10 protein-coding genes are annotated in these 11,888 nt (G+C 70.3%); 6 read left to right on the top strand and 4 right to left on the bottom strand.

The window, feature by feature from the left end; translation table 11 throughout:
- Window positions 1–4 precede the first annotated feature (4 nt).
- The 3 genes from ABZT74_RS23255 (at window position 5) to ABZT74_RS23245 (ending at window position 2,888) form a co-directional block, all read left to right on the top strand.
- Window positions 5–415: a RidA family protein gene (locus ABZT74_RS23255; protein WP_355865364.1), complete on the top strand. Its 411-nt coding sequence runs from the start codon at window positions 5–7 to the stop codon at window positions 413–415.
- A 142-nt stretch (window positions 416–557) separates the two neighbouring features.
- Window positions 558–2,036 carry a gluconate:H+ symporter gene (locus ABZT74_RS23250; RefSeq protein ID WP_356166337.1) on the top strand — a complete coding sequence of 493 codons (1,479 nt, stop codon included), beginning with the start codon at window positions 558–560 and terminating at the stop codon, window positions 2,034–2,036.
- An 87-nt stretch (window positions 2,037–2,123) separates the two neighbouring features.
- Entirely contained in the window at window positions 2,124–2,888 is a 765-nt protein-coding gene (locus tag ABZT74_RS23245; protein WP_356437740.1) for a hypothetical protein, read from the top strand.
- Between the two features lie 69 nt (window positions 2,889–2,957).
- Here the strand turns inward: ABZT74_RS23245 and ABZT74_RS23240 are convergent, their stop codons facing one another.
- Window positions 2,958–4,328, bottom strand: a complete 1,371-nt coding sequence (locus ABZT74_RS23240; protein ID WP_356437738.1) for a M14 family metallopeptidase — start codon at window positions 4,326–4,328, stop codon at window positions 2,958–2,960.
- A 299-nt stretch (window positions 4,329–4,627) separates the two neighbouring features.
- Between ABZT74_RS23240 and ABZT74_RS23235 the strand changes: the two genes are divergently transcribed.
- Window positions 4,628–5,947 (top strand): Nramp family divalent metal transporter, encoded by a 1,320-nt coding sequence (locus ABZT74_RS23235; protein WP_356437735.1) that lies wholly within the window; start codon window positions 4,628–4,630, stop codon window positions 5,945–5,947.
- 8 nt (window positions 5,948–5,955) lie between these two features.
- On the opposite strand, the gene ABZT74_RS23230 is transcribed toward ABZT74_RS23235, so the two are convergent.
- The 3 genes from ABZT74_RS23230 to ABZT74_RS23220 form a co-directional block, all read right to left on the bottom strand.
- Window positions 5,956–7,203, bottom strand: coding sequence for a hypothetical protein (locus ABZT74_RS23230; RefSeq protein ID WP_356437732.1), 1,248 nt, complete (start codon window positions 7,201–7,203; stop codon window positions 5,956–5,958).
- Between the two features lie 99 nt (window positions 7,204–7,302).
- Window positions 7,303–7,815 carry a SigE family RNA polymerase sigma factor gene (locus ABZT74_RS23225; RefSeq protein WP_356437729.1) on the bottom strand — a complete coding sequence of 171 codons (513 nt, stop codon included), beginning with the start codon at window positions 7,813–7,815 and terminating at the stop codon, window positions 7,303–7,305.
- Between the two features lie 149 nt (window positions 7,816–7,964).
- Window positions 7,965–9,653 carry a glycoside hydrolase family 18 protein gene (locus ABZT74_RS23220; RefSeq protein WP_356437726.1) on the bottom strand — a complete coding sequence of 563 codons (1,689 nt, stop codon included), beginning with the start codon at window positions 9,651–9,653 and terminating at the stop codon, window positions 7,965–7,967.
- A 378-nt stretch (window positions 9,654–10,031) separates the two neighbouring features.
- Here ABZT74_RS23220 and ABZT74_RS23215 point away from each other — a divergent pair, with 378 nt between their 5' ends.
- Entirely contained in the window at window positions 10,032–10,913 is an 882-nt protein-coding gene (locus ABZT74_RS23215) for a hypothetical protein (RefSeq protein WP_356437723.1), read from the top strand.
- A gap of 180 nt (window positions 10,914–11,093) precedes the next feature.
- On the top strand, window positions 11,094–11,807 hold the full coding sequence (gene cpaB, locus ABZT74_RS23210; protein ID WP_081219132.1) for a Flp pilus assembly protein CpaB: 714 nt from the start codon (window positions 11,094–11,096) through the stop codon (window positions 11,805–11,807).
- The last annotated feature ends 81 nt before the right edge of the window (window positions 11,808–11,888 follow it).

Here is an 11,888-nt window from a genome sequence, read left to right as displayed (position 1 = left end):
CCGCATGACCGACAAGACCGCTCTCACCCCCTCGACCCACACCACCCCGCCGGCGAAGTTCTCGCACGGCGTCAAGAAGGGGAACATCCTCCAGGTCGCCGGCCAGGTCGGCTTCCTGCCCGCCGAGGACGGCAAGCCCCCGACGCCCGCCGGCCCCACCCTGCGCGAGCAGACCCTCCAGACCCTCGCCAACGTCAAGGCGATCCTCGAAGAGGGCGGCTCCGGCTGGGACGACGCGATGATGATCCGCGTCTACCTCACCGACGTCGACCACTTCGCCGAGATGAACCAGATCTACAACCAGTACTTCGAGGAGCAGGGCCTCACCGCGCCCCCCGCCGCCCGCACGACGGTCTACGTCGGTCTGCCGGCCGGGCTCCTCATCGAGATCGACGTCCTCGCCGTCCTCGGCTGACGCACTCTCGCGGGCTCACGCCCGTTCAACACCCGCACCCCGTACGTCGTCACGGTGCGGCGCCCCCGACCCAGGAGGCGCCGCACCGCGATCCCCCCTGCCCGAAAGCACGATGGACTCACGAAAACGAGGCCCTCCACCCATGTCGTCGTATCCGCTCGCCGCGACAGCCCCCGAGACGCCACCGCACACCGGCGGCCTCCTGACCCTTCTCGACGGCACGGCCGGACTGCTCACGGTCGCCGCCCTCGGCATCGCGCTCCTCCTCTTCCTGATCATCAAGGTCAGACTCCAGCCCTTCGTGGCCCTGCTCGCCGTCTCCATAGCCGTCGGCCTCGCCGCCGGACTCTCCGTCACGGAACTGTTCGGCACGGTCCAGAAGTCCGACGCGGTCTCGGTCATCGAGTCCGGCATGGGCGGCATCCTGGGCCACGTCGCGATCATCATCGGCCTCGGCACCATGCTCGGCGCGATCCTCGAAGTCAGCGGCGGCGCCGAGGTTCTCGCCTCCCGCCTGCTCAACCTCTTCGGCGAGAAGCGCGCCCCGCTCGCGATGGGCCTGACCGGCCTCATCTTCGGCATCCCGGTCTTCTTCGACGTCGGCATCTTCGTCCTCGCGCCGCTCGTCTACGCCTCCGCCAAGCGCTCCGGCAAGTCGATCCTGCTCTACTGCCTGCCGCTGCTCGCCGGCCTGTCGATGACCCACGCGTTCCTGCCGCCGCACCCCGGCCCGGTGGCCGCCGCCGGCCTGCTGCACGTGCAGCTCGGCTGGGTCCTGCTCATGGGCATCATCTGCGGCATCCCCTCCGTCCTCGCCGCGTGGGTGTACGCCGCCTGGATCGGCCGGCGCATCTTCGTCCCCGTACCGCAGGACATGGTCGAGGCGGCCGAGGAGGCCAAGCAGGCCGTCGTCGAGGAGCAGCGCGCGCAGGGCGTCGACCCGCGCGAGGAGCCCGTCCCGCTCGGCACGGTCATCGGCATCATCGGCACGCCGCTGGTGCTGATCCTCGCCGCCACCTTCTCCTCGATCGTCCTCGACCCGTCGACCCTGCGCTCGGTCATCGAGTTCTTCGGCAGCCCCTTCGTGGCCCTCACGATCGCCCTGCTGCTCGCCTACTACCTGCTCGGCATCCGGCGCGGCTGGTCGCGCAAGTCCCTGGAGACCGTGTCGACTTCGTCCCTCAAGCCGGTCGGCAACATCATCCTGGTGGTCGGCGCGGGCGGCATCTTCGGCGCCGTGCTGAAGGCGAGCGGAGTCGCCCAGGCCCTCTCGGACACCTTCCACGACGTCGGCCTGCCGATCATCGTCCTGGCCTACCTGATCTCCCTGGTGCTGCGGGTCGCGCAGGGCTCGGCGACGGTCGCGATCGTCACCACGGCCGGCATCGTGGCGCCGCTCCTCACCGAGGGGGACCACTCCCAGGCCTTCGTCGCGCTCGTCATCATGGCGATCTCGGCGGGCTCCATCTTCGCCTCGCACGTCAACGACGGCGGCTTCTGGATGGTGAGCAAGTACTTCGGCATCAGCGAGCGCGACACCCTGCGGACCTGGACGGTTCTGGAGTCGGTGTTGTCCGTCGCGGGGTTCGCGGTGGCCGCCGTGGTCAGTCTGTTCGTGTAGCGGGGACGGGCGTTCCCGTGTAACAGAGGCATAGCTAAGTGGGGGCTGGCTGTGCCCGGCACAGGATCTTCGACCATACTTCGCGCTGTGGAGCAGCGCATAGGTTCGAAGAGCCAGCCCCTGGACGCCGCCGCGGTGAACCCGGCGTACATCCCCGGGCTTACGTCACCCGTGCCCGCGGAGCCGAAGGACGCGGTCGAGGAGACCGGGGAGGCGGCCGCGGAGGAGACCCCCTCCGCGGCCGCCTCCGACCCGGTGGCCTCCGGCGACGCGGTGTCCGACGAGGCGCCCGCCGACGCGGTCCCCGAGGACGCCGGGTCCGCGGCGGAGTCCGACGCCGGAGCGGAGTCCGACGCCGCGGCCGACGAGGAGGGCGACGCCGAGCCGGACGGCCCCGTCTTCGAGGCCTCCGACCGGCGGGCCTCGATCAGGGCCGACCACGGCGGTGTCCGCCTGCGTCTGGACGATCAGGAGGCGGAGTTCCGCTGGGACGAGATCGGCGCGGTGGAGACGGAGTCTCCCCGCTTCGGCAAGCGGTTCACCGTCACGGTGCACACGCCGGACGCCCGGTGGTACCCCATCGAGATCGAGGCCGCGGCCCGTTCCCGCTTCGCGGAGTGGGAGGAGCAGCTCGACGCCGTCCTGGACACGTACTTCGAGGACGGTGCCGAAGCCGAACAGGAGGCGCCGGAGGAGGAGTTGTCGGACTACGACGCCGAGGCGGCCGACCCGGCGGGGGAGCCCGACGAGTCCGAGGCGGCCGAGGAGTCGGCGGACGAGCCGTCCGCGACCGCCGTGACGGTCGAGAAGCCCGCGGACCGGAAGCCCGTGGACGAGGCCGAAAGCCGTTAGCCGGTACGGGTATCCGCGCGCCCGGCCCGCCCGGCCGCGCGGATCCCCGGCCACCGACCGGTCCGTGCCCTAGGCGCAGTACTGCGCCGCCTTGCCGATCGACCGGTACATGCAGTCGGCGTTCTCCAGGAGTTGGAGCACCGCGTCCCGGTTGCGGGAGGTCTCGCGCTCGATGACCTCGTCGGGCGGGTAGAAGCCGCCGCCCGAGCTGGACGTCGGATACATCTCGAAGGTGTAGTCGAAGATCTTCTGGGTGCCCCACAGGTAGTCGTCGATCGAGCCGTCCGTGATGTACAGGTCACTGGACTGCTCGGCCGTGTAGCCGTTGCTCGCGGCCAGCTTCTGTCCGACGGTCCTGAAGGCGTTCTGGTCGTCCGCCGTCATACCGGTCGCGGTGTCCGAGTAGGTGTACCCGAACGGCCACAGCACCAGTTCGCTGTACGTGTGGAAGTCGATCCCGGCGGTGATCTGCTGCTTGCCGCCGACGACCCGGCCGCGGACGAAGTCGGCGACGACCTTCACCTCGGGCGCCGACTCGGCGGACGCGCCCCGGTAGGTCTCGGAGGACTTGGAGCCCGAAGAGCCGCCGCAGCAGCCCCACTTGTAGTTCCAGTTGCGGTTCAGGTCCGTACCGACGTACGAGGAACCGGCGTTGGGCTGGCGGTTCTTGCGCCACGAGCGGTAGGAGCCGGTCGCGATGTCGTACTCGCCGCCGTCCGGGTTGAGGTCCGGGACGATCCAGATCTCGCGGTTGTTCACCATGTTCGTCACCCGCGCGTCGCCGCCGTAGCCGGCCCCGAGTTCGCGCAGCAGATACAGGGCCATCTCCACCGTGAGGTGCTCGCGGGCGTGCTGGTGGAAGGTGAGGAGGACCTCGGGCTCGTTCTCGTCCGTGCCGACGTTGTCGCTGACCTTGACGGCGATGATGTCGCGGCCCTGATAGGACTTGCCGATCACCCGCTTGCTCATGATGTTCGGGTAGGCCGCGAGCCGCTGGTCGATCTCGGCGTTCGCTTCGGCGTAGTTGTGGTACTTCGCGTCGGCCGTCGGGAAGTCGAAGAGGCGGGTGCCGCCGGTTCCCGCGGCGCGGTCGGGTGCCGCGCCGAGCGGGGAGACGGTGTATCCCTGGCGGCGCAGCGCGGTGATCTGGTCGGCGCGGCCCGAGACGACGACGGTCTCCTCGTCGGATTCGTCCACGGTGACGCCGGAGCGCTGGATCGCCGTACGGGACACCGGGGTCGAGGCCTGGTGGATCTCGTACTGGCGGATGTCGTCGGGTGAGGACGCGGGGGTCCGCGCGCCGCCCGCGGTGGCGTCGGTGGCGGTGGCGGTGAGGGGGGCCGCGAGGGCGAGGGCCGCGAGGACGGCGAGTGCGGCGGTGCGCCGCACACCTCTTCGCGCGCCGTGGGGGCTGCCGCGGCCGCGTGTGCGAAGTCGCATGAAATCTCCTGGATTCTCCTGGAATTCCGGTGTCTCTCCGGAATGGTGGAGTGGAGCGGGGGGTGGTTCATGGCGACGTGCCGGTGCGGATGTGGGGCTCATCGTGCGGCTATGGCATGAGCAGGTCAAGAGACACCCATGGACGGGTGACCGGAACCGGCCGCGGGCGAGGGCAGGCCCGAGGGCGATCCGGGCGCCCCGCCCGAGGTGCGGGCTCTGGTACCACGCTGTGCACATCGCGTGGCGATCGGCCTACGCGCCCTTGTGCCCGCCCCCGTCTTTGCGCTTTCTTGAACCGCATGACGGAGACCACCGGCACGTCAGCGCCAGGGGAGACCGGCCCGGCCGTCTCCCGCCCCCGTAAATCCAGTTGGAGGTACATCGGGCCCGGCATCGTCGTCGCGGCGACGGGCGTCGGGGCGGGAGACCTCGTCGCGACGCTGATCGCGGGCAGCAGCTTCGGCTACACCCTGCTGTGGGCCGCTGTCATCGGCTGCCTGGTCAAGATCTCGCTGGCGGAGGCGGCGGGCCGCTGGCACCTTGCCACCGGCCGCACCCTCTTCGACGGCTGGGCGAGCCTCGGCCGCTGGACCACGTACTTCTTCGTCGTCTACGTGGTCGTCTGGGGCTTCGTCTACGGCGCCGCCGCGATGTCGTCGAGCGCGCTGCCCCTCCAGGCCCTGTTCCCCGAGGTCATGGACCTCCAGTGGTGGGGCGTCGCCTGCGGGCTGGTCGGCCTCGTCTTCGTCTGGTTCAACAGGTACGCGGTGTTCGAGAAGGTCATGACCGTCCTGGTGGGCGTCATGTTCGTGGTGACGGTGTACCTGGCGATCCGGGTCACGCCGAACCTGCCGCAGGCCTTCGCGGGCCTGCTCCCCGTCCTGCCCGACGAGAAGGACTCCGTCCTCAACACCCTCGGCCTGATCGGCGGTGTCGGCGGCACCATCACGCTGGCCGCCTACGGCTACTGGGTCAACGCCAAGGGCTGGACCGACACCGGCTGGATGAAGGTCATGCGGCTCGACAACCGGGTCGCCTACGCCACCACCGGCATCTTCGTGATCGCGATGCTCTTCGTCGGCGCGGAGATGCTCCACTCCTCCCAGGTGGCCATCGCGAGCGGCGACAAGGGGCTGATCCAGCTCGGCGACATCCTGGCGGCCGAGTACGGCACGGCGACCGCGAAGTTCTTCCTCATCGGGTTCTTCGCCACCTCGTTCACCTCGCTGATCGGGGTGTGGCACGGCGTGAGCCTGATGTTCGCGGACTTCGTCGCCCACTACCGCGCCGGCGGCCGGGAAGGGGGCGAGGAGGTCGCGGCGGGCCGGCACGACCGGTCCTGGGCGTTCCGCGGGTACCTCCTGTGGCTGACCTTCCCGCCCATCGTCCTCCTCTTCCAGGGCCAGCCGTTCCGCCTGGTGATCCTGTACGGGGTGCTGGGCGCGGCCTTCCTGCCCTTCCTCGCGCTGACCCTGCTCCGCCTACTCAACTCGGCCCGCACGCCGCGTGAGTGGCGCAACGGGCCGCTGAGCAACGCCATGCTCGTGCTCGCGGGCGTGCTGTTCCTGGTCCTGTGCGTCAAGCAGGTCTGGGACCAGCCGTGGGCGGATTTCCTCTAGCGGAGCCGCTACGAGAGGCTCCGCCACTTCGCGCTGGTCGCGATCGCCCTGAGCTCGGACAGGGTCAGGGCGGGGGCCGGGCGGGTCGCCGCCGCGTCCTGCCGGTCGGCGTTGAACGCGGAGACCACCACGCGCAGGCCGTCCGGCCGGATCGTGTCGGCCGTCCACATCTCGACGCCGGAGCCGCCCTTCTCGCCGGGGGCCTTCTTCGTGACGACCTCCGTGCCGTCGGGCAGGGTCTCCGCGCCGCCGAACAACTGGCCCTCCACGTCACCCATGTTCGGCTGCACGTTGATCTGCACGAGGCTGCGGCCCTCGCCGTCGTCGACGATCACCCACGCGTACTCCTGGTCGTCGTCTCCCCGCGACGCCACGGTGACGTCCGCGGGCAGCAGCGAGACCAGTGTGTCGAGGACGGCCTCCCCGTCGGCAGGGGTGCGCCACGTCGTCGTCGGGTCGCTCGTGTCGCGCGGCTTCGGCAGCCCCTCGGCCGCCTTGCGCCACACCGCGGCCGTCGCCACGCGCTTCAACCCGGCCGGAGAGAGCGGCGGTTCGGGCCGGGTGACGGGGCTCCCCTTCTCGGCGGCGGCGTTCCACTCGGAGACGTTGACCTGCCGGCCCGTCGGGGTGAGGAGTTGGGCGTACCAGTACTTCGTGTCGGCGCGCCGGTCCGGGTACTCGTAGCCCCGGAAGATCATCAGGCGTGAGCCGTCCCCCAGCGTGCTGGTGTGGCACGCGTCGTAGCCCGCGGAGCTCCGGTCCGGGCAGGTGACCGCCTCCACGGCCTGCGGGCTCGCGGGGTCCACCAGGTTCACCGCGACCGAGACGGCCGCCTTGCCGTGCCCGTCGTCGTGGACGGCGTACGCGTACGGGCCCAGCGGATCATCGCTCGGGCGGCCCGCCTCATCGCTGAACGTGCCCTTGGGGAGCGTCTTTTCGAGGGCGCGGATCATGTCGGCGGCCGACATCCCCCGGCCGTGCTTCTCCGTCCGGATCTTCGAGGTGCTCGTGGCCGCCGGGGCCCGTCCCTCGTCCGTGCGGGGCATCAGCAGTGCGCCGCCGACCCCGACGAGGGCGATCCCGGCGACGCTCCCGGTCAGCGCGATCCGGCGGCGTGACCGAAGGCGGCGTCCCCGCGCCTCGCCTTTCGCGGCCAGTGACCGCCGGTCGGGGTCGAATCCGTTGCCGGCCCGGTGCAGGGCGTTGCCGAGCCGCTCCTCGAGGAGGTCGTCGACGGGAAGGTCGTCGGTGGGCATGGGGAACCAGCCTTTCCGGTGAAGGTGAGGAAGCGAGGAGGTGAGGAGCCGACGAGGTGAAGAGCCAGGAGGGAAGGCGGGCGGTGAGGGGTGGTCCGCTCAGGGAGCCGCGTGTTCGCTGAGGCTGCCGCCCAGGACGGTGCGGAGCCGGGCCAGCGCCCGGACGCTGCGGGTGCGGACGGCGGCGGAGCTGGTGCGCATCACCTCGGCCGTCTCCTCGACGCTGCGGTCCTCCCAGTAGCGCAGGACGACCACCGCCCGGTCCTTCGGGGGCAGCCGGCGCAACGCCTCGACGAGGGTGAGCCGCAGCGGTGTGTCGCCACCGCCGGCCGGGTCGGGAAGGTCGGGGAACACGTCCGTCGCGCGTTCCGAACTGCTGCGCAGCCGCCGGTGCGCGAGGAACGTACGGGTCAGCACGGTCTGCGCGTACGCCGCCGGGTTGTCGCTGCGTGACACCCGCCCCCAGTTGACGTACATCCGTCCGAGCGCCTCCTGCACGAGGTCCTCGGCCAGGTGGATGTCCCCACCGGTCAGCAGACAGGCGGACCGGTACAGATGTCCGGCCCGGGCACCGGCGAACTCCGCGTACGCGTCCACCTGATCCTTTCTCATCCGACTCCCCCGGGTGACTGTGAACTCGACGCCGTCACCTACTCGATGCGCCGGGCCCCGGAAATGTTTCACCCCGCCCCCCACGGAAGCGGGGAGCGGGGTGAAGGGGAAGGGCGGTGCGTCAGGGGTGTCGGGCGGTGGGGGCGGGGTTACATCGCGTGGACGTGGGGGCCGACCGCGTTGGACCAGGCGTTGCCCGCCGACGCGTCCCAGTTGGTGGACCAGGTCATCGCGCCGCGCAGGCCCGGGTAGGTCTTGGAGGGCTTGAAAGAACCGCAGTTGGTGCCCTTGGCCAGGCAGTCGAGGGCGTTGTTCACGATGGTCGGGGAGACGTAACCGCTGCCGGCGCCGCTGGTGGAGGCGGGGAGGCCGAGGCCGACCTGCGAGGGGGCAAGGCCGCCTTCGAGCTGGATGCAGGCGAGCGCCGTCAGGAAGTCGACCGAGCCCTGCGAGTACACCTTGCCGTCGCAGCCGAGCATCGAACCGCTGTTGTAGTACTGCATGTTGACGACGGTCAGGATGTCCTTGATGTTCAGGGCGGTCTGGAAGTAGCCGTTCGACGTGGACTGCATGTCGATGGTCTGCGGGGCCATCGTGATGACCAGGGACGAGCCGGCCTTCGCGGACAGCGACCGCAGCGCCTGGGACATGTAGGTGGCGTTGAGGCCGTTCTCCAGGTCGATGTCGACGCCGTCGAAGCCGTACGTCTGCATCAGGGAGTAGACCGAGTTGGCGAAGTTGGTGGCCGACGCGGAGTCACTCACCGAGATCGTGCCGTTCTGGCCGCCGATGGAGATGATGACCTTCTTGCCCGCCGCCTGCTTGGCCTTGATGTCGGCCTTGAACTGGTCGACGGTGTAGCCGCCGAGGCCGGCCGAGTCGAGGGTGAAGCTCACCGCGCCGGGCGTGGTCGTAGCGTCCGCGAAGGCGACCGCGATGATGTCGTACTGCGACTGCACGGCGGAGATCTTCTGGACGGTCGCGCCGTTGTTGAAGTTCTGCCAGTAGCCGGTCACGGCGTGCGCGGGCACGCTGCCCCCGCCACCGCCGCCCGAGGACGCGGTGGTCGTCCCGGTGACCGCCGACGACTTCACCGACTCACCGGCCGCGTTGGTGGCCGTGACCTGGAACGAGTAAGCCGTCGACGCGGCGAGCCCGGAGACGGTCGCGGAGGTCCCCGTCACCGACTGGACCTTGGAGCCGCTCCGGTACACGTTGTAGCCGGTCGCGCCCGACACCGTGTTCCAGGCGAGGGAGACGGACGAGGAGGTCGTGGAGGACACGCCCAGGCCGCCGGGGGCCGCCGGAACCGTGGGAGCCGGGTCACCGCCACCGCCGCCGTCGGGGCCGAGGACCGAGAGGTCGTCCGCGAAGTAGGCGGCCTGCCCGTACCAGCCGTGCGTGTAGACCGTCACCGACGTGGTCGAGGCGCCCGTGGTGAAGGTGGTCTTCAGCTGCGTCCAGGACGAGGAGTCCGGGGTCCACGTCGACACGTCCGTGGTGCCCGTGCCCGTCGCGCCCAGGTAGGAGTAGCCGCCCTGCACCCACGCGCTCAGCGTGTAGGTCGAGTTGGGCTTGACGGCGACGGACTGCGTGCACTGCGCGTTGTCCTGGCCCGCGGGCGTGGCCTTCAGCGCGGCAGAGCCGCCGTGCACGGGCGAGGAGACGGTCGCGCCGCTGCCCGCAGAGCACGTCCAGTTGCTCAGGCCGGACTCGTAACCGCCGTTCTTGGCGTTGTTGACGTCCGCGGCCTGGGCCTGGCCGGCCAGACCGGTGAGGGACAGGACGGACGCGGTGACGGCGGCGGCGAGGGTTCCCGCCCATCTCCGCCTGGGCATTCTGGTGACGCGGTCCACTGGGTCCTCCGGGGGAGAGGTGGGGGAGGGGGATCGGAACGGTGGCCACCGCCGGTGGATACAAGTTGGTCCAGACCAATCCGGTTGTCAAGACCTCTGGAGCGCCCAACACCCCTGTCAGGCAGTTGAGTTGCCCCACGCGCGTCTTACTCTCCGTTGATCACTCCCGCACCTTCGGTGAGATGATCTCGCTGATTCGGTGTTGAGCGGGCCATGCCGTGGATATGGTGCTGATGCAAGAGGACGTCACCGTGACGATCTGAGGCCGTTCGAGGTCGTCCGTGATGCTCCATGGCGATAAAAGGGGCGATCTGAGGCGGTGGTTGACCACCCCGCCCCAGCGAACGGGGTGTGTGCAGCGTGCCGACCGCGATAGCCGTCACCAGTCCCGACCTGGTGCTCCCACCGCACGACCGGCAGACCCCGCCCGCGGTCGTCCAGCCCCTGGACACCCTGGAGGACTCCCTCACCGGGATGCACGCCCTCATCGAGCAGCACGGATACGTCATCGCGCTGTACCCGTCCTCCGCCGAGGGCGCCGTCACCCAGCGGCTGCGCACGGTCCGCTCGGTCCTGGAGAGCGACCGCATCGCGCTCCTCGGGCTCGACCTCCCGCCGCTCGGAATCGCCCTGCTCGCCCAGCAGTTGCGCCAGCTGTCCGTGTGCGACTTCAGTCCCGGCGTGCTGGCCTCCGCCGCCCGACTGCTCGCGCACTACATCTACGCGGGCGCCCTGCTCGGTTCGGTCGCCAAGCTCGACCGCGTTCCGGTCACCCTCGGTTCGCACGCCAAGTCGTGGGTGCCGGGAGCCCAGTTCGCGGTCCTTGCCAACCCGCGTCCCGAGATCGTCCGGGTCGGCCAACAGGATCTGCCCAGACCGGAGTTCGGAACCCGGCTGCTCTCGGCGGCGGGGCAGGCGCCCTCCGACTGGGTCACCGAGACCCTCGCCCCCGCCTGGCGTGTCCAGGGCGCCGCGACCGTCCCGCTGCCCGCCGAATCCGCCCGCTGGTGGGGGACGTCGCGCCTCGTCGAGTTCGCCGCCGGACTGCACGACGTCTCCGTGCTCCACCAGCTCGTCTCGTCCGTCCGGCGCGAGCAGTGCCACTGGTGCGGCCTCGAACTCATCGGTGACCGCTGCGGGTTCTGTGCCGCGCCCCTGCCACCGCCCTCCGCACAGGAGCTTCCGGCCACCGTCGTGCGGGCAGCCTCCTCGGTGCGCGCCCTTCCCCGGGGCGTCACCTAGGCCCCTCCGCACCACCGGGCACATCAGAACAGCACCAGGCACCACCGCACGACCCCGCCGTCCCCCGCAGATCGAGGTTGTCCGGAGCATGCTGTACCACCCCGGGGCACACCCCCCGGCACCTTGGCAGAACAGACAGCTCGGTCCCGTCCCCGGTCCCGCTCCACGAGGTGAGATTCAGTGAACTCGCGCCAGCGCCGCGGCGTCATCCTGCTGGTCCTCTCGGTCCTGTGCGCCCTCGGCGCCTTCGCCGGAGTCCTCTCGGTGATCCGCGACGTGAACTCCAAGGTCGGCCCGGAGGTCACGGCGTACCGCCTGAAGGACGACATCGCGCCCTACAAGGAGCTGACGGCCGACCAGTTCGAGAAGATCTCGATGCCGGAGCGCTGGCTGTCGTCCACCGCCGTCACCAGCCTCTCGCAGATCCGCGGCAAGATCGCCGTCACCCAGCTGGAGAAGGGCTCCCTGCTCCAGGCCGACATGATCGTCGAACGGCCCCGACTGGCCGCCGGGCAGCAGGAGATCGCCATCATGATCGACGCGGCGACCGGCGTCGCGGGCAAGATCAACCCCGGTTCGCGGGTCAACATCTACGCCACCTTCAAGGCCGAGAACGACAAGGGCGTCGACCAGTCCAAGGTGATCGTCGAGAACGCCCGCGTCATCGACGTCGGCAAACTCACCGCGCTCGACCCCGGCCAGTCCAGCTCCGACCGGCGCAACAACGCCAACCAGGCCGTCCCCATCACCTTCGCGCTCGGCACCGCGGACGCCCAACGCGTCGCCTACGCCGAGTCGTTCGCCGAACACGTCCGGCTCGCCCTGGTCGCGGGAGGCTCCGACGCGGCCGTCGCGCCGGGCGACCGTACGTACACCCTCGACGAGGACAAGTAGGAGGCCGCGCATGAGTTCCATGCCCACGGGGCGCTGCCGGAGTCCCCGCCCGAGGCCCACGCGTACGGACCACGGCCCGCG

It is taken from the genome of Streptomyces sp. NPDC005302 (assembly GCF_040607345.1).
GTDB lineage: Bacteria > Actinomycetota > Actinomycetes > Streptomycetales > Streptomycetaceae > Streptomyces.
Note: the sequence above shows the minus strand (reverse complement) of the source record. Positions and strands in the feature narration are given on the sequence as shown.

What these genes read in the sequence shown, in the direction of transcription:
- ABZT74_RS23225 (WP_356437729.1), bottom strand. Translation starts at nt 7,815, where the DNA reads ATGAGAAAGGATCAGGTGGACGCGTACGCGGAGTTCGCCGGTGCCCGG.
- ABZT74_RS23220 (WP_356437726.1), bottom strand. Translation starts at nt 9,653, where the DNA reads ATGCCCAGGCGGAGATGGGCGGGAACCCTCGCCGCCGCCGTCACCGCG.
- ABZT74_RS23235 (WP_356437735.1), top strand. Translation starts at nt 4,628, where the DNA reads ATGACGGAGACCACCGGCACGTCAGCGCCAGGGGAGACCGGCCCGGCC.
- ABZT74_RS23255 (WP_355865364.1), top strand. Translation starts at nt 5, where the DNA reads ATGACCGACAAGACCGCTCTCACCCCCTCGACCCACACCACCCCGCCG.
- ABZT74_RS23240 (WP_356437738.1), bottom strand. Translation starts at nt 4,328, where the DNA reads ATGCGACTTCGCACACGCGGCCGCGGCAGCCCCCACGGCGCGCGAAGA.
- ABZT74_RS23230 (WP_356437732.1), bottom strand. Translation starts at nt 7,203, where the DNA reads ATGCCCACCGACGACCTTCCCGTCGACGACCTCCTCGAGGAGCGGCTC.
- ABZT74_RS23250 (WP_356166337.1), top strand. Translation starts at nt 558, where the DNA reads ATGTCGTCGTATCCGCTCGCCGCGACAGCCCCCGAGACGCCACCGCAC.